A 17,161-nucleotide genomic window follows, 5' to 3' on the forward strand; every position below is an offset into this window, starting at 1 on the left:
GGGGCATGGGGCATGGGGCATGGGGCATGGGGCATGGGGCATGGGGCATGGGGCATGGGGCATGGGGCATGGGGCATTTAATATAATTGAGTTTTTGAGGTAATTATGGGAAGACCTGATTTTGAGGAATTAGAGGTTTATAAGTTGGCGGAAAGTTTGGCGAATCAGATTTGGGAGATTGTTAAAAAATGGGATTACTTCACAAAAGATACGATGGGCAAACAGATCGTTCGGTCTGCTGATAGTGTCTGTGCTAATATTGCTGAAGGAAGATGTCGTTATAATGACCAAGATAATCGGCGTTTTGTAAAAATTGCTAGAGGCTCTTTGTACGAAACAGTAAACTGGTTAAGATTAGCCTATGCTAGACAACTTATCACAAGCGAAGAAGTAAGCAAATTTAAACCAATTGTCGATAAATTACTACCAAAACTTAACGCTTATTTGAGTTCAATAGGGCACAGGGAATAAATTACAAAAAAAGCCCGATGCCCGATGCCCGATGCCCAATTCCCTATTCCCCATTTCCCATGATTAATTGTCAAATTCCTACAGGATTAATTGTTTCTTGTCAAGCACCTGCTGATTCGCCGCTGCACGATCCGATCGTAATTGCGGCAATGGCTCGAACCGCCATCAATCGAGGTGCATCTGGCGTGCGGATTGACACTCCGGCTCACATTGCAGCGGTGCGAAAACAGGTATCCGCTCCCATAATTGGGATTTGGAAGCAGCAATTGCCGGGATGCGAGATTTACATTACTCCTCGGTTTGAAGACGCGCGGGCGATCGCCGCTTCTGGAGCCGATATTATCGCCGTTGATGCTACTCTGAGAAACCGTCCTGCGGGCGAAGAGTTAAAGACGTTAATCGCGCGAATTCACAGTGAATTGGGCAAATTAGTGATGGCGGATGTAGATACAATAGAAGCTGCGATCGCGGCAACCGAAGCTGGTGCAGATACTGTAGCAACTACTCTTTTTGGCTATACTGCCCAGACGGAAAATTTCTCGCCGCCGGGATTTGATTTGCTTGCGGAAATGGTAGAAAAACTTAAGGTTCCCGTTATCTGCGAAGGCGGGATATCGGGGCCGGAAATGGCTAAAAAAGCCTTGGATTTAGGAGCGGTGGCTGTTGTTGTGGGGACAGATATTACTGGGATTGATCTGAAAGTGACAGCCTATAAGTCGCTGATGGGGAAGTAAGTTCGGCAAAGGATTGTTTAACGGATGTAACGGATGTAACGGATTGAAGGAAGTTCGGCAACGGATTGTTTAACGGATGTAACGGATGTAACGGATGTAACGGATGTAACGGATTGAAGGAAGTTCGGCAACTGATTGTTTAACGGATGTAACGGATGTAACGGATTGAAGGAAGAAGGGATAAGAAATATTCGGCGATAGAAATGGCTTGTAGGCACAAGAAACGCGCCTGCTAAGGGTGGGAAATATCGGGCGATTTCAATCGCCCTTGATCGGGGGAAGTTGCTAAATTAGTGCGCCGTTGATAAAGCTGCTAACTACAGCCAAGGCGATCGCCCCCAGTACCGCGCTCCAAATGCCCATCCGCAAACTAAATCCTTCAACTAACTTCGCCGCCGAGGCAAAAACAATCACATTCATTACAAAAGCAAACGCGCCGGAAAGCAATCCCAGCGTCAGTAGGTTCGGCACGAAAAAAACTGCTTTCAGAATTGGCAAAATTAAAACATTCAACATTCCCAAAACCGCAGCGGAAATTACTGCTTTCGGTGTGCTGTCAATTTCTACGCCGATCGGCAGTTGAGAAATCAGTAGCAAGCTGCTACCCGTCACCAGCCAAGCAATCAAAAAATCGATCGGTTCCACAGCGCTCGTACCTCCTTAACAGTTGAATTGTCAAAAAAACTTGATATTTAACATCTACCTTAATCAAACAATCCGGCTGATTCGTCTGCCAATCGACAGAATTTATGTCTGTTACTAAAGAGTGAGAAGTTAGAATCGCTGTATCATAGGCAAAATAATCCGGATGGGAACCTTATCAACCTGTTAGTTGAATAAAAAGAGCAGATTAATTAATATGGCTGGCGATTTTTCTTTTAACTCTCAAGTCCGATTCGACAAAAATGGCTTGGACAATGCTTCACGGCAACGCAGCCGATCGCTCCAAGTTATGATTTTTATGCTGCTCGTCACTACCTTGATGGCGCTACCAATATTTCGTCTAGCCGAATTGCAACTGGTACAGGGAGCCTACAACCGACAGCGGGCGGAAAATAACCGCATTCGCCCTGTTTCAGTCCCAGCGACTCGCGGTCAAATTTTAGACCGCAACGGCAAAATTTTTGCGGCCAGCCGCGTATCTCGATCAGTCTATGTGTGGCCAAAAGAGCGATCGGCCAAGGAGTGGCAAGAGATCGCCGCTACACTGGGCCCGATCGTCAAACTTCCCGCAGCCGAAATTGTCAAAAAAATCGATGCAGTTGGCTACAGATCGGCCCTGCCAGTGCGAATTAGTAAGGATATCGATGTCGGTACTTTCGTCGCGTTGGGAGAACAAGCTAATACTTTGCGGGGAGTTGAAATTCGCGTAGAATCGAGCCGAGACAATCCCAACCAGCAATTAGCAGCTCACCTTTTGGGATACGTCGGCGAAGCTAGTTTAGATCAATTAAAAGCTAATCCTGCATATCCGATGGGAATGATCGTCGGTCAAATGGGAGTTGAAAAATTAGCCAATTCAACTTTAGAGGGCGTTTGGGGAAACCGTTTAATCGAGGTAAATGCTAAGGGCGAAGAAATCCAAGATTTAGGTGTAAAAGACCCTATTCCTGGCAAACCGGTGCAGCTAACTTTAGATTTAGATATGCAGAAAACTGCGGAAAAAGCTTTGGGCGATCGCCTGGGTGCAGTTGTGGCGATCGACGTAAAAACCGGAGCTCTTTTAACAATGGCTAGTTGGCCGACATTTGATCCCAATATTTTCACCCGCAAGGTGACTCAACAAGAATGGGATCGACTCCAAGGGCCCGACAAACCATTTTTAAATCGGGCAGTTCAAGGCTATCCAGTCGGCAGCACTTTTAAGATTGTCACTGCTGTAGCCGGGATGGAGTCGGGCAAGTTTTCTCCTGACTCGACTTTGGTAAGTTCTGCTTCAATTAACATCGGCGGAATTTCCTTTAACGAACACGGCGCAGGTTACGGCGTTATCGGTTTCCGCGATGCTTTAGCCTACAGCAGCAATACGTTTTTCTATCAAGTAGGTATGACTGCAGGGCCGGAAGAAATGGCGAAATGGGCTAAAAAAATGGGCATTGGCGGTACTATTAATTTAGACCTTTTGGGGATAGACGGTGCCAATCACGGTCAAGTTCCGATCCCAGCAGAGAAACAGAAAATGTATGGGGAAGATTGGTACGTTGGGGATACGGTAACAATGTCGATCGGTCAAGGTTTGGTACTTTGTACTCCCCTAGAATTGGCTGTGATGGTGTCAACTGTTGCCAACGGTGGTTGGCGAGTGCAGCCGCATTTGTTGGCTTCTCAAACCAATACTCCTATAACTCAAAAAATTCAAACAGGTATTAAGCCTGCCACTTTAAATGTCGTTAAACAAGGATTGATTGACGTGGTGAAAAAAGGTACAGGCCGCGGCTTGAATGACGGTACTATTCCTTTAAGTGCTGGCAAAACTGGGACTGTGGAAATGCCCGGTCATCCTGACAATTCTATGTATGTGGGTTTTGCTCCCGCTGACAAACCTGAAGTTGCGATCGCAGTTATAGTTGAAGGCGGAGGATATGGTGCTGTATCGGCCGCACCAATTGCTCAAGAGGTATTTAGAACCTATTTTCAAAAGCAGGGTTTTAAACCTACTAATAAGCCTCTATAGTCATTAGTCATTAGTTAATAGTTGACTGTTGGCTGTTGACTGTTCTCATTTTGTCCCATAGTTCGATCGCACTATCCTTGATATTTGGGAAAAGTGCGATCGATCAAAAGTTTTCCCCTACCAATCGTCTCACTTCCACGGTCGATAAATTCATCATTTGCGCTACCTGTTCCAGACTCATTCCAGAATTTAAGAGTTGAGTTACGAGCGATCGTAATGTTGACTCCGCTGCCAGTCGTCCCAGGTTCTCTTCCTTGTGAGTCTTCAAAAACTCACCCGTTTCAGGAACTCTAAACCTCAATTCTCCTGAAATTATATGCAATTCCAGTCCCAGCACTTCACTGAACAACCACAGCGTATCGAAAGCGATTTTGTTGGCTGCAATCGGCTCGTACTGATTGTTTATCAAACGTACTCCCTGTAAAATCGGATTCAGATAATCTCCCGACGGATCGTACTGAAAATATTCCCTAACTCCCAAAGCTCGATAAATTTCCGGTTTGGTTTCTTGGTCTTTCGTCTGAGTTGTTTCCGAAGTAATTTCTAACACAAAATCGGGAGTAATTCCGCCTTCTTCCCAAACTTTATAATTATCCCTTTTGCGGTTGGCAACTCCAAACACCACATAAACATCCGGGGCCACAACTGCCTGATTGTTCCCTTCTTCATAATATATGAAAGAATTGGCTGACACGTAAACATCAGAACGTTCTTGAAAGTAAAGCTTGACAGCTTCTACGCTGTAAGTCATGTAATCGCGCGTGATGTCGCTTTCAGCCATCGGCTCTCCGTCGCTGCTGGGATATTCAATTTCTAGTTGTTCGACTTGAGTTAAAATTGTCATTTTTCAATTTTCCTCAAAGTTAATTAATTTAATGGTAGCATTCTGTCGGATTTGAAAAAGTTCACTCTTGTCAAAAAAATTAACAGCGGTAAGGTGTGCACTGCACACCTACATAATTAGGTGGTGCGTCCTGGACTCTAAGGCTGGCGTGACGTTTTACAGATACAGACTATTTAAATTTTAATTAATCCCTCTCTCTAAAATAATCATTTCCGAACCAACAACCGGACTTCTAGCTATTAAGTTGCCTTCCATATTCGCAATTTCTAACTTGCTGAAATCGAGTGAGTTAGCCTCCTTCCACATCTTTGTTGCTAGTTGATTTTGCTCAACTTCGCTGAGTTTGTACCAATCTTCAGCGACTTTTACTGTCAAAATGCTGCTGGAAAAATTAGCTTGAACAGACTCAACTAAACCGCCGCCCAGTCGATTTTTAATGTCAGTAACTTGATTTTGAATCGCAGCAATCAGAGACTGTTCGGGCGTCAGCGGGGGCGGTGGGATAATTTCTACTGGTTGCGGTTTTTCCGGTGCCACTAAATCAGGCAACTTGCTTTTGAATTTAGTAGAGATTGGCGCTGACGGTACGATCGCCTCTGGCGATTTCGGCGTTCCCGATGCCAGAAAATCATCAAATGTTGGCAGCGACTGCTGCGCTGCTGGCAAAGGCACTTTTGCTACTTTCTCCGGCGGTTTTGGTGAGAAACTGTTGAGAGTTAAACCGACTACAACGATGAGAATTGCTGCTATGGCGGCGTTTAAAATTGGATCGGATAGCTTCTGGTTCGTAGATGGTGGCAGTAGCGATCGCACTAGCCGCACAATACTTTGCCAAAGTACACCGACGTTCTGTAAAAAGCTCCCTTCCGTGCGTTGGGATACAGGCTTTTTCTCAACTTTTACAGCAACTTTTGGTGGCACGCTGTTAACTTCCACAGCAACAGCGGGAGGAGTTACTGTTGCTGAGTCTGAAGCGGTGGGTGCGATCGGCTTTTCTTGCTGCAAGGGGGGTTCGGCTGGTAATTTTTTGCCTTTTTTTCCCAAATTCCCGATCGAGGCAATCAAAGCTTTGATTCTCTGATTTTTGGGAACCGCGCTGCTGGCATTTTGAGTTTGGCTGCCAGTGGGGGCAGACTTTGCAGCCGAATCAACCTGCGGTGTCGGAGATTGAGAGGGTTCTGGAGTTGGTTGGTTTAGTTGTTCTTCTGACATTTTCTCTGCCTTGGGGCGTTGCAAATATATCTAAACGAGATAAATTTTAATTGAGCCATCTCAACCTTAATTTATCATTTAACTTAGTTGTAACTGAATCAAAATGAGCATCAAACGCCGTCACTTTCTAATTTTAGGCAGTCTCAGCAGCTTTGGTTTTGCCGGAGTCTGGAAAATGTTTCAGCTTCGGAGTGCCTGGGGTACAGACGCCCACGCTGCTGCGCCTTCTAACGTTGAGGCAGAAAGGGCGATCGTCCCTTTGCCGGCCTCACCGCCTATTTTACGCTTTATTTCGGTGGCCGACACCGGTACCGGCGCTGAAGGTCAGTATGCTGTCGCTGAGGCGATGGCGCAATATCACCGGGAAAACCCTTTTAATGTTGCTGTTCTCGCCGGCGACAATATCTACAATAACGGCGAAATTGAAAAAATTAATGCTGTTTTCGAGCGGCCTTATCAGCCGTTATTGCAGCAAGGTGTAAAATTTTATGCTTGTCTGGGAAATCACGACATCCGCACTGCTAACGGCGATCCGCAAGTTAAATATGCGGGTTTTAATATGCAAGGTCGCTACTATACTTTTCGCCGCGATCCCGTACAGTTTTTCGCTTTAGATACCAATCACAATGCGGATTGGAAAAATCAGCTTGTGTGGCTGGAAAAAGAGTTGAGTCAGAGCACCGCACCTTGGAAAGTTGTGTTCGGCCACCACCCGATTTATTCCTCTGGCGTATACGGAGTGAGTCAATCTTTTATTCAGACTTTGACGCCTTTGTTTCAAAAATACGGCGTGCAGCTTTATATCAACGGACACGAGCACAGTTACGAACGCACTCGATCGATTAACGGTACGACTTATTTAATTTGCGGGGCTGGCGGTGGCACTCGTCCGGTGGGGCGTTCTGAGTGGACGGAGTATTCTGCTAGCCGCCTGAGTTTTGCGACGTTTGATGTCTATGAAGACCGGATGTTTGTCAGTTCTATTGGTACTGACAAACGGGTTTTTGATAGGGGAGTGATCGAAGTGCGATCGGCTTAATTCAAATTATATTCAGGAGCCAACAAAATGAATAGGGGTTTTAGAGCCAATAAAACTGGTTTTGTTTTAGAAACAACTGTAGAAGGTACGTTAAGAGGTCACGGATATCTCGAAATATGCCCCCAGTTGCCGAAAAAGCGCAAGCGAGAGTGGCTCTTAAGCTCTACTGAAAATCCCAAGCGATATGCTAAACAAGTTTATATCGGGTCTAGCATCTATGAAACTGAAATCAATGTCGATTTTTATATTGTTAATTCCGGTTTGTTTCCTCTGGGTCTAATTGTTGAGTGCAAGTGGCAAGAAGACAAAGGTTCAGTAGATGAGAAGTATCCTTACCTTAATTTAAATATTAAAAATTGCTATCGGGTTCCTACTATTGTTATAGTGGGTGGTGACGGTATGAGGCAAGGTTCGATCGACTGGTTTAAAAAACAAATTCCTGACAATCAAAATCTGTTGGCAGTTCACAAGCTCGAAGGTTTTATTACCTGGGCTAACAAATATCTGTAACAGAAATTACGGAACTTTGCCGCGTGTGGGGCAACTACGTATTAATCCTACAAAATATGCTTAATTAGAGACTTTTCTTAAATAAGATTTAAAATAAACGTATTAATAATTCCTTGATTTTACCGCGCTTAAAAGTATTAGAATTAATTCCCCTAGATGCTGAGATTTCAATGAGTTTTGGCAGAGATTTATTTGGGAAAAGTTGAGTATCGCTGTAGATCTTTTCGATAAAATCGCAGTTAGAATTAGACAGCATAACTTTCACGCCCCGTTCTGCAAGTTCTGCAAAAATATCTCTCAGTTTAAGCTGTTCCGATTCTTTGAAATTATCCCGGCTGTAAGTCGTGAAGTTACTGGTGGCACTGATTGGATAATAAGGCGGGTCAAAATAAACAAAGTCTTCGCAGCTTGTAGCAAAATCCAAAATTTCATCGAATTTTCTGACTTCAATTTGAGCGGGCGCGAGTAAAGATGAGACCGATCGCAGTAAATCTGCTTGACAAATGTTAGGGTTTTTGTATCGACCTATGGGAACATTAAATTCACCTTTGGAGTTTTCTCTGTAGAGGCCGTTGTAACAAGTTTTATTTAGGTAAATCAGGCGTGCTGCTTTTTCTGTATCTGTTTTGTAGGAGCGCGATCGCACCGAGTAATAATAATTTTTATTGTCCTTGGTATGTTCTAACTGATGCTCCTCTAAAAGTAGAATCAGTTCCTCAACTTTATCCCTGACACAGCGATAAGCATTAATCAACTCAGGATTAATATCTGTTAAAACAGCTTGCAAACCAGGGTGCTGCTGTGCTAAGTAAAAAAATACAGCTCCGCCGCCCAAAAAAGGCTCGTAGTAAGTTGTGAACTTTTCAGGAAAATAAGGTTGATATTGTCCAATCAACCGAGTTTTGCCTCCTGCCCATTTCAGAAAGGGACGTGGCAAGACGAAAGAAGGTGCGGCAGCAGACATTTATCTAGAAATAACGGCCCTATAATATTTATCACAACTAGAACTCAATAGAAATACTTCTGAAGTTCTTACCGGAGGTCGCGTGGCATTAAACAGAGAGTGCTGGAGCCATCGGCAAAAAGTTTTCGTTAGAATTATATATGTCAGCCTCGCCGGCAAAAATGCCCGATCGCCCGATCGGCAGATTTAGCTCCGGCTGTGCCAAAATTGTCTAACTCGCTCACAAGTGTTACCAGTCAAAGATTGTGCTGTGACACTTTACCCCACCAAGCTCATGCAAGATTTTATTAATAACGTCTCTCGCTACCCCCGGTTTTTCATTACGATATGTCTGGGAATTTTCTTTTTCCTGTTCGAGCGACTTAAACCCCTGCTCGATCGACCGGCAACTGCGATCGCCCTGATTAGTTCGATTGTAGCGACTTTTGTCTTTCTAACTTTTACACTGCGGGCTATGTTAGGCCTGAGTTCGGTTTAAAGCCAAGCTAGAGCGCAAACATCAACGGCAAATTCAGTTAAAACACCAACTTCCAAAGTAACTGCCAACTATTGCAGGCGATCGCACACTTGACAATAGTCGCTGCGATAGATTGGAAGAGGAAGTTAGTAAGCGGCGTTACGTCAGCGTTGCTCAACCAAGGCGCAGGCAAACATTACCCAAGTGCAGGACAAGCCTTTGGGGCCATCAACATTCACTGGGGAAATACTGCACCTCTGTTTCCCCGGTGTCCCACTTAATCATTAGGAAGCGGCACACCCCGCCCCGCTTTCCTCTCCCGTTAACCTGACGGTATCACGAGAGTTTCCAGCGGACAAGACAGATGAAGTTTGAACATATCTATCAATTTTTTCAAGATCCCCCTCCTGTTTATCTAAACAAGGAATTAGCTGTGTGTTACATTCTCTCCGTGTTATTGCGCGGAGATTCCTACGGTACAGAACTCATTGGCCAACTAGAGAGGGAATTCCCCATCTACCGACTTTCTGATACCGTTCTCTACAGCGCTCTGAAATTCCTCGAAGATGAAGCCGTAATCACCGGTTACTGGAAAAAAGTAGAAGGACGCGGCCGCCCCCGCCGGATGTATCAAATCCTCCCTGAGTGGCGACACCAAGCTCAAGACCTCGCTCGTCTCTGGCACGATTACATTGGTCAGGGAAACGGCGCGTCAGAGCGTCGTTCCCGCGCCTTAGAAACTGGTCACATGGGTTAGCCGAGTTGGAATCGGATGCCTAAACCCTGGAGATGCTGGCGCTACTTGCAAAGCGATTTGCCCGATTGCCTTCGCTTTGCTCGATCGCCACACAGCGATTAAAGCAGCTACACAACGTCAGGACTTACGCACGGTCACTTGAGAATTAGGGATGATGGGGAGATATGGGAATTTGGTGATGGGGAGAAAAACGCCTTGCAGAACAAGCTTTCTGCGAATTTTGTTAAAAAAGTGTCTGCGTAAGTCCTCGATCGCTTTCGTATGTAAATTTCTGTAAAGTAATAGTAGATCATTTAAAATACACAAACTTCTACCGATGGATACTGCTGTTCTTCCTTCAACATTTGTGCTGACGCTGCTGTTGGCTGTTGGCTTGTTTTTCTTTATCAAGGCCTCAGTCAAAGATCGCATCGAACAAGTCAAGCTGGCTTCCGAGAGCGCCCAAGAGTCACTGTTAACCGAGCTACAACAGTATTTTGCCCAGAGAGCTTACCGAGTTGCAGCCGTCGATGCCCCCAACTATAAAGTCACGTTTGAGGGTTTTGTGCGGCCGAGTTGGTTTCTAGCTATTTTTCTAACTCTGCTGAGTGCAGGTGGCGCTCTGTGCTTGGGACTGGTTTTGGGAATGCTAGTTCCCCAACAAGGTCAAATTTTCCTAGCTTTGGTACTGCTGTCCCCGCTGGCGGGGGTATTTTACTGGAAAAAAGCTGGACGCTCTGAGCAAGTCTCCCTCAAACTCGAATCAGTTGCTGAGTCGGGAAGCCAAACCAAGAGCTTTGTTACTGTCCGAGCTCACCGCGATGAACTAGCAGCCATGCAAAAAGCTTTAGATTTGAAACCGATCGATTATAAAGTTTGACGCGGAACGTTTTTTGATATGCTAGATGCCGTAGTTAGACTTCGAGCTGACAAACCGATGACTCAAGAGCGGATCTTGAGTTGGCTGTTTTTTTGATCCACTTGTTCGATCGACAAATTCGATCGACAAAACAGTCACAAAAAAACCATTATCGTGAAAGTGCCAATTGTGGCGATCGCCCTTGGGCTGCGATCACGCCTGTTGCGATGGCTCCTTATACCCTAATTTCTAAGGACTTTTCGCAGAAATTTCAGTTGGCACTCTCCAGACAATGAGAACTCTCGCGCTTTTGTTAAAAAACTTAGAAAAACATTGCTGTCAATGTTTTGAGCTAAACATTTTGAGCTATGCGCGGCTGGCTGACACCACAGGAATTTTTTCTGTGGTAGCTTCCAACATCACCTTTAAGCTGGGAAACAAGAAATGGTTCTCTTCTACGTATTGGGCTCCAAATAAACCTTTTTCAGCCCAGAAGTATCTGTCAGTGGTATGCTCGTTACGCTTGACTAACAGCAAAGCTGGGGGAGCAATGCCTTCTGCATGGATGAACTTGCGAGCCGCTGTTACGGGTTTATCTTCGCCGCTCTCGATGCTATATTGAGGCACACACTCTAAAATTCTGCGTCCTTCTTGTCGGCGGCGACTCTTGCGTTTGCGTCTCCTGGCCAATTTCTTTACCTCCTCTGTGAGCAGACAGTATGAGCAGACAGGTTGTAATGATAGCTACCAAATCCGAGGCCAGTATATCCGTTCTAGCTCAAAATTTCAACTGTTTTTAATATATCGACATAATCTTAACAATCGTGCCGATCGACAAAAGTGTAGCGGTTGTGGTATAGCTGGCCGCAAGTTCCGCCAAAAGCCAAGGTTGGGGATCGGTGGAAGCTGCGCGGAGGGCGATGCGGGGCAATTTGGGTTCATGAAAGCCCCATGCCTTCAACATAGCAGCCTTCTATCAAAGGAAAGAAACCTGAAATCTAGAAGTCTCTCATCAGTAATCGGCCGCCGATAATTTGTAATTTACTTAGAATTCCGTTAGATATCTTAATGTGGCGCTCATGTTAATGCCAGCCAGTTCAGAATTTGTCAAACTTTGCCGCTCGCAGGTAGCCATCGCCGTTAGTTTGGGAGCGAAATTCAGCGCGGTATACCTGACACAAGAGTTGGTAGAAGGCAGCGAAGCAAAGTTGGTGCCGATCGCAGTTTACCCAGAAACCTCAGCCGAATCGGAAGAAAATCAGGGGTTGAGGTTGCAATCTCCCGAAAGCTCGACAGTGAAACCGGTACCGCGACTGCTGGCGCCGCCTGTTGGGCCTGTGGAAGAATCAACGGTAGGGGCGATCGCACCCGAGCGACTTCCGGGTAAAGAGCGCACTTCCCATCAGTGCCAAGGCCCGGAGAATTTGTGGCAGCAGCGGATGCAAATTGTGACGCCTCTGATACACGAGGGAGCTGTAATGGGACTCCTAGTCAGCGGTCGGCAAGACAGGCCTTGGAACGAGCGAGAGGAGGCTCAAATACAACAAATTGCTCGCACCTTAGCCCTAGCCTGCATTTTAGACCAGCGATCGCAGTGGATGCAGCAGGAATTGGGTACGAGTCGGCAAGTCCAGGTTCAGGTTTACGACACGATGCACAATTTGCTGCATCAGTTCAAAAGTCCGCTGACAGCGTTGCGAACTTTTGGCAAGTTGTTAGCGCGGCGGCTGGTACCGGAAGACAAAAACCGCAATGTGGCTTTTAGTATTGTCCGAGAGAGCGATCGGCTGCAAGAGTTGCTCGGCCAGTTCGATCGAACTGTTGACACCGGCGAAGCACATCTAAAATTGCGATCGGGCACTTCAGAAAAAGCAATGTCCAATGTGGAATCAATCCGGCATTCTCCTCTGTCGCTGTCACCTGTGGCCAATTTGCAGGAATCCTGTTTTGTTACAGAAGTCTTAAAACCGCTGTTAATTTCCGCCGAGGCGATCGCATCTGAAAGGTATCTGAAATTGCTAGCCGACATTCCGGCGGATTTGCCACCAGTCTCAGCCAACGATCGAGCTTTGCGCGAAGTTTTGAGCAATTTAATTGACAATGCTTTGAAATATACCCCTGCCGGCCGCCAAATTTATATTAAAGTCAGGTACAAAGCAGCGGATGGCGATCGGGCAGGATACAGCCAATTGCCTGCCATAGCAGTTGCAGTCAGCGACACTGGTTCCGGCGTTCCCTCCCAGGATTTAGAGCATTTATTTGAGCGCCACTACCGGGGAGAAAAAGCGCAGACAGAAATTCCCGGCACAGGATTGGGTTTGGCGATTGCCCGCGATTTAGTCCGCCAAATGCAAGGAGAAATAGAAGTATTTTCCCCAGTCAATCCTGAATGGCTACCCTCAGCAGAAACTAATTTATTATATCCAACGGATCGCGGCACTACATTTGTGGTTTGGCTACCCGTGAATAAGTAACGAACTCTACTGCTAGGACACATTTTTTATGAAGCATCTACCTTTATTCGATAAAATTCCCAAGTTGTCAAATTCTTTAGAAATTTTCAAAAAACACTTTTTTCGTGTACGGTTTTTAGCTGCTTTTAACATTCTGACTGTTCTGATTTTGGGCGGGCTGAGCGTATACGCAAAACTCAACAACCAGGGAGACGGAGTTGAACGCCTGTTTAGCGATCCTTTTAATGTCTGGTTCCCTTACGAAGGCATTCTCACCGGAGTTTCCGAAGTTCTCTGGTGCATCCCAGTAGCAATTTGTGCATTTACTTTCGGAGTGCTGCGCCAAAAAGAGCCGCGGAGTCGATCGACGATCTTCTTATTTTTTAGTGCTTTACTACTCGGAGTCTTTTTCCTGGATGACAGGTTTCGGATGACTTTGATTATCTCTCGGTTGGGAATATCTAGCAAATTTATTTATTTGTGTTATGGTACGGCTGTTTTCCTTTACGGAGTTAAGTTTTGGCGATACATCAAAACCACTCCTTACCTGCCATTAGTCGTAGCATTCCTCTTGTTTGCTATCTCACGGTTTGAGGATATTTTTGAGTCTCAAAGTCTAGGAGTACACGCGATGTTAGAAGATGGCACTAAATTATTAGCTCTTCTGAATTTAGCCCTATATTTTTGGCACGTATGTCATCAAGAAATCGGGCGGCATTTACGGCAGAGGGAAGAACGTTGAGCGCCTAGATTATTTTACAAAAAAAGGCGTTTATAAATTAGGGTATAACTAAGCAACGCCGGCGATCGCATAGAACCAAAATAATTTATTTGATTTTGATATGGCATCGGAAGATTAGCCAATTTTAGATAGTGAATTAATAATCGAAGGGAATGTCTGAGCAACTTGTTACCTGATGTAGAATAACAAAAAGTTTTTCCTGTCAAACGAGCTATCAGGATGTGTTAATCTTGTATTTACGCGCTCAACAATTCAACACCGCCCTAATTGATGTATCACCGGGTTCATCAGCTTTGACTATTTTTTTACGAAACTCGATCGCATAAATTTTCATTTTTTCTGCTTCTCTACGGAATGCAGCGTACTAAATATACATGGAATATGCTGTATTTTTACGGCACAGTTGGTAACGCCTCGGAAGAGATTGTTAAAAAATATATTGCAAACCAACACAATTAAGTTAGAAGAATGTGGCTAAAGCCGCAGCAAGTCCCCACCCCAGCAAAGGAGGGACTTGCTGCGGGAAAAAATTCTGTCAGAATTCCGATGAATGAGGAATTAGCAATTACCCTATTCTCATGCAACTGAAAACCGATATATAGCAATCCTAAATCATTTGTGAATTTCTTACTCCCTCCCCTTGATAAGGGGAGGGTTGGGGTGGGGTAAAAAGTTTACGACTCCTGCAAGGATTGCTATATGATCAATCAATTCAGCCAGATAAGTTTTCTAGGCCTTAGCTACGGCGATATTAGTGGCTCTACAGATAGTCGGCAGATCAATAATAAACTGCGTTCCCTGCTCTGGCTTAGAAATACACTCCAATTGACCGCAGTGCTTATCTATTAGAATTTTTCGGCTGATTGACAATCCCATGCCTGTACCTTTTCCTATGGGCTTAGTAGTAAAAAAGGGAGTGAACAGTTTAGAACGAACTGTTTCTGTCATGCCCACACCATTATCAGCAATTGTTATCAGGATGCGAGAAGCCGAGCTAATGTTGTCATGCGAATTGCCGGGTACAACTTCAGTCCGAATCAAAATCTGGGGGTAAAAAACTGTACCATCTTCTCTTTCTCTACTTAGCCGCTCCTCTAAAGCATCTATAGCATTCGCTAAAAGGTTCATAAACACCTGATTGAGCTGACCGGCATAACAGTTCACAAGCGGCAATACACCATAGTCTTTTATCACATTGATAGCAGGGCGATCAGACTTACCCTTTAGTCGGTGCTGTAAGATCATCAAAGTGCTATTAATCCCTTCGTGGATATCTACTGATTTAATTTCAGTTTCATCCAACCGCGAAAAATTGCGTAGAGAGTGAACAATATTGCGAATGCGTTCGATCCCTAACTGCATGGAAGAAAGCAATTTTGGTAAATCATCTATGATAAATGGCAACTCTGCATCTTCTATTTCATGGACAATTTCTGCTTCTGGTTGCGGGTAATACCTTTGGTAAAGATTCAACATATTAATGAGTTCTTTAATATAGTCGTTGGCGTGGGAGAGATTTCCGTAAATAAAGTTAACCGGATTGTTGATTTCATGGGCGACACCTGCAACTAATTGACCGAGACTAGACATTTTTTCACTTTGAACTAACTGGAGTTGTGTTTCTTGCAGTTCTTTGACAAAATGCTCTAAGGCAACAGATTTTTGGTGCTCTTTTTCTTCACTGATACGGAGTGCTTTCTCTACTTGTTCGCGCCGCTCTATTTCAGACTGCAATTTATGACTTAGAGAAAAACTTCTCAAAGCTGTTAGCATCGTAGTGTATAGCTTTGATGTCGTTAATTCAGTTTTAGTTTTATAGTCATTAATATCGTAATTGATAATAATGCTTTTTTCAGGTACTTGTCCGGGTTGACCCGTGCGTAAAATAATTCGCACTAACTGGTTGCCTAAGACTTCGCGGACATATTTAACAAAGTTTAAGCCAGCATCATCTGTTTCCATAATTACATCAAGTAAGATGATGGCAACATCAGGATTTTCTTGGATTAGCTGTTTAGCTTCACGAGCCGAGTAAGCATTAATGAAGGTTAAAGATTTGTTTTCAAAGACAAACTTCCTTAGTGAAATTTCAGTAGCGGTGTGAACTTGATCCTCATCATCTACAACTAAAATTTTCCAGCTTTCACTCAGTTTTTCTTCTGTGGTTTCATCTGCAAACAATATCTCGTCATCCGAGTCCATTGCTTCGGCAAAGTATACTGTTTCTGGAGATGGTTTAGTTAACAAATCGTCAAAATCACTTTTCATTGCTGTACACCTTTATTTTTTACTAATGTTTAGGTTTTAAGTTAGAAAACCTGTTAAGAAAAAGGCAGAAGGGAGAAGAGTTACACAGCAACCTTTTCAGTCATCCTTATTTTACTTTTAATGAGGTTGACTTACTTAGTTATCTTTGCCAGGAAATCGGAATTGGAACTCTACATTTGTGAATCAATTTGCATGGGTAATTTAATAATAAACTTGGTTCCTCTTCCCACCTCACTTAGACATTCAATTTCACCTTTGAGTTTTTGGGTGACTAAATTGTAGACAATATGTAACCCTAACCCACTGCCACCTTGACCACGCTTAGTGGTAAAAAATGGCTCAAAAATTTTACTTAAGTTTTCTGGGGGAATTCCTTTACCTTCATCGGCGTATTCAAACCTTAGCCGATTACCTTCTTGCTCCCAATCAAAAATTATTTCCCCAGAAATCCCTGGTTCGTAGGCATGAATCAGAGAATTGATTAGCAAGTTTGTCACAACTTGGGATAAGGCTCCTGGATAAGAATCTATGGCAATCTTGCTATCTCCCTTAATTTTAAGCGAATGTTGGCTATTTTTCAACTTGGGTTTTAATTGTAATAAAATTTCATCAAGATAAGGTCTGATCTGGAAAGTACGTCGTTCTTCGCTAGAGCGATCGACTGCTACTTGCTTAAAGCTTTGAATCAATGCTGCCGCTCGATCTAGGTTAATTAGAAGTGCCTTACTGCTTTGACTAGCAATATCGACAAACTCTTCTAAATCCGAGCGCTTCATTTTGCCACTTTTATAAATAGATGCAAATTCTGTGGTATTTTCTGCCAAAGCTGAAGCAACAGTGACGCCCACTCCGATGGGAGTATTAATTTCATGGGCAACACCAGCAACTAATCCTCCCAGAGATGCCATTTTTTCAGATTCGACTAGCTGAGTTTGGGTGGCTTTTAAAGCCTCTAGGGTGTTCGATAATTGTTGAGTACGATCGCTCACTAATTGCTCTAAGTTTTGATTGAACTCCTGTAAATTTTTGTAAAGTTGAGCATTCTCAATAGAAATAGCAATTTGGGAAGATAAAAGTTTTAACAATTCTAGGCGATCAGTAGTAAAAGCCCCTTCAATCAAGTTATTTTCCAAATAAAGAAGGCCAGTCAGCTTACCTTGGTGCAGCAGAGGAGTGCAAAGAATAGACTTCGGTTGAG

At 44.2% G+C, this 17,161-nt stretch carries 20 protein-coding genes; 12 read left to right on the forward strand and 8 right to left on the reverse strand.

The genetic code is table 11. The features are described from left to right. Positions 1-105 precede the first annotated feature (105 nt). Together QUA43_RS29655 and QUA43_RS29660 are read left to right on the forward strand one after the other, a co-directional pair. Positions 106-471 (forward strand): four helix bundle protein, encoded by a 366-nt coding sequence (locus tag QUA43_RS29655; protein ID WP_333379234.1) that lies wholly within the window; start codon positions 106-108, stop codon positions 469-471. Positions 472-488: 17 nt separating this feature from the next. Then, positions 489-1,205 (forward strand): N-acetylmannosamine-6-phosphate 2-epimerase, encoded by a 717-nt coding sequence (locus QUA43_RS29660; RefSeq protein ID WP_445302018.1) that lies wholly within the window; start codon positions 489-491, stop codon positions 1,203-1,205. Between the two features lie 285 nt (positions 1,206-1,490). Here the strand turns inward: QUA43_RS29660 and QUA43_RS29665 are convergent, their stop codons facing one another. Next, positions 1,491-1,850, reverse strand: a complete 360-nt coding sequence (locus tag QUA43_RS29665; RefSeq protein WP_333295443.1) for a phage holin family protein — start codon at positions 1,848-1,850, stop codon at positions 1,491-1,493. Positions 1,851-2,064: 214 nt separating this feature from the next. Between QUA43_RS29665 and mrdA the strand changes: the two genes are divergently transcribed. Next, complete coding sequence (gene mrdA, locus QUA43_RS29670) at positions 2,065-3,879, forward strand: penicillin-binding protein 2 (protein WP_333379235.1); 1,815 nt, start codon at positions 2,065-2,067, stop codon at positions 3,877-3,879. Positions 3,880-3,982: 103 nt separating this feature from the next. On the opposite strand, the gene QUA43_RS29675 is transcribed toward mrdA, so the two are convergent. Both QUA43_RS29675 and QUA43_RS29680 read right to left on the reverse strand, forming a co-directional pair. After that, a complete protein-coding gene (locus QUA43_RS29675; protein ID WP_333379237.1) occupies positions 3,983-4,723 on the reverse strand; it encodes a Uma2 family endonuclease in 741 nt (246 codons plus the stop codon). A gap of 180 nt (positions 4,724-4,903) precedes the next feature. Further along, the gene (locus QUA43_RS29680; RefSeq protein ID WP_333379239.1) at positions 4,904-5,935 is read right to left on the reverse strand and encodes a hypothetical protein; all 1,032 of its coding nucleotides are present in this window, start codon (positions 5,933-5,935) and stop codon (positions 4,904-4,906) included. A 103-nt stretch (positions 5,936-6,038) separates the two neighbouring features. Between QUA43_RS29680 and QUA43_RS29685 the strand changes: the two genes are divergently transcribed. Both QUA43_RS29685 and QUA43_RS29690 read left to right on the forward strand, forming a co-directional pair. Beyond that, positions 6,039-6,974, forward strand: coding sequence for a metallophosphoesterase (locus tag QUA43_RS29685; RefSeq protein WP_333379241.1), 936 nt, complete (start codon positions 6,039-6,041; stop codon positions 6,972-6,974). 27 nt (positions 6,975-7,001) lie between these two features. Next, positions 7,002-7,484, forward strand: coding sequence for a PD-(D/E)XK nuclease superfamily protein (locus tag QUA43_RS29690; RefSeq protein ID WP_333379243.1), 483 nt, complete (start codon positions 7,002-7,004; stop codon positions 7,482-7,484). Between the two features lie 88 nt (positions 7,485-7,572). Here QUA43_RS29690 and QUA43_RS29695 read toward each other — a convergent pair whose 3' ends face one another. Continuing rightward, on the reverse strand, positions 7,573-8,448 hold the full coding sequence (locus tag QUA43_RS29695) for a DNA adenine methylase (RefSeq protein WP_333379245.1): 876 nt from the start codon (positions 8,446-8,448) through the stop codon (positions 7,573-7,575). Positions 8,449-8,722: 274 nt separating this feature from the next. Between QUA43_RS29695 and QUA43_RS29700 the strand changes: the two genes are divergently transcribed. The 4 genes from QUA43_RS29700 to QUA43_RS29715 all read left to right on the forward strand — a co-directional run bounded on the left by QUA43_RS29700 (position 8,723) and on the right by QUA43_RS29715 (position 10,796). Further along, a complete protein-coding gene (locus QUA43_RS29700) occupies positions 8,723-8,926 on the forward strand; it encodes a DUF751 family protein (RefSeq protein WP_190657763.1) in 204 nt (67 codons plus the stop codon). Between the two features lie 343 nt (positions 8,927-9,269). Beyond that, positions 9,270-9,662 carry a PadR family transcriptional regulator gene (locus QUA43_RS29705; protein WP_333058442.1) on the forward strand — a complete coding sequence of 131 codons (393 nt, stop codon included), beginning with the start codon at positions 9,270-9,272 and terminating at the stop codon, positions 9,660-9,662. 316 nt (positions 9,663-9,978) lie between these two features. Beyond that, on the forward strand, positions 9,979-10,521 hold the full coding sequence (locus tag QUA43_RS29710) for a cofactor assembly of complex C subunit B (RefSeq protein ID WP_333379247.1): 543 nt from the start codon (positions 9,979-9,981) through the stop codon (positions 10,519-10,521). A gap of 80 nt (positions 10,522-10,601) precedes the next feature. After that, positions 10,602-10,796 carry a hypothetical protein gene (locus QUA43_RS29715; protein WP_333379249.1) on the forward strand — a complete coding sequence of 65 codons (195 nt, stop codon included), beginning with the start codon at positions 10,602-10,604 and terminating at the stop codon, positions 10,794-10,796. A gap of 70 nt (positions 10,797-10,866) precedes the next feature. Here the strand turns inward: QUA43_RS29715 and QUA43_RS29720 are convergent, their stop codons facing one another. Together QUA43_RS29720 and QUA43_RS29725 are read right to left on the reverse strand one after the other, a co-directional pair. After that, positions 10,867-11,190 carry a DUF3155 domain-containing protein gene (locus tag QUA43_RS29720; RefSeq protein WP_006635576.1) on the reverse strand — a complete coding sequence of 108 codons (324 nt, stop codon included), beginning with the start codon at positions 11,188-11,190 and terminating at the stop codon, positions 10,867-10,869. A 106-nt stretch (positions 11,191-11,296) separates the two neighbouring features. Next, positions 11,297-11,464, reverse strand: a complete 168-nt coding sequence (locus QUA43_RS29725) for a hypothetical protein (protein WP_333379251.1) — start codon at positions 11,462-11,464, stop codon at positions 11,297-11,299. 121 nt (positions 11,465-11,585) lie between these two features. On the opposite strand from QUA43_RS29725, the gene QUA43_RS29730 reads away from it, so the two are divergent. The 3 genes from QUA43_RS29730 (at position 11,586) to QUA43_RS31005 (ending at position 14,154) form a co-directional block, all read left to right on the forward strand. Continuing rightward, a complete protein-coding gene (locus tag QUA43_RS29730) occupies positions 11,586-12,974 on the forward strand; it encodes a HAMP domain-containing sensor histidine kinase (RefSeq protein WP_333379253.1) in 1,389 nt (462 codons plus the stop codon). A 28-nt stretch (positions 12,975-13,002) separates the two neighbouring features. Beyond that, positions 13,003-13,695 (forward strand): hypothetical protein, encoded by a 693-nt coding sequence (locus QUA43_RS29735; RefSeq protein WP_333379255.1) that lies wholly within the window; start codon positions 13,003-13,005, stop codon positions 13,693-13,695. A 354-nt stretch (positions 13,696-14,049) separates the two neighbouring features. Further along, positions 14,050-14,154, forward strand: a complete 105-nt coding sequence (locus tag QUA43_RS31005; protein ID WP_445302019.1) for a transposase — start codon at positions 14,050-14,052, stop codon at positions 14,152-14,154. Between the two features lie 270 nt (positions 14,155-14,424). Here the strand turns inward: QUA43_RS31005 and QUA43_RS29745 are convergent, their stop codons facing one another. Together QUA43_RS29745 and QUA43_RS29750 are read right to left on the reverse strand one after the other, a co-directional pair. Then, positions 14,425-15,963 carry an ATP-binding protein gene (locus tag QUA43_RS29745; RefSeq protein WP_333379257.1) on the reverse strand — a complete coding sequence of 513 codons (1,539 nt, stop codon included), beginning with the start codon at positions 15,961-15,963 and terminating at the stop codon, positions 14,425-14,427. 170 nt (positions 15,964-16,133) lie between these two features. Next, on the reverse strand, positions 16,134-17,161 hold a 1,028-nt coding region (locus QUA43_RS29750), incomplete at its 5' end, for a GAF domain-containing sensor histidine kinase (protein WP_333379258.1).

It is taken from the genome of Microcoleus sp. N9_B4, assembly GCF_036701635.1.
Classification (GTDB): domain Bacteria; phylum Cyanobacteriota; class Cyanobacteriia; order Cyanobacteriales; family Microcoleaceae; genus Microcoleus.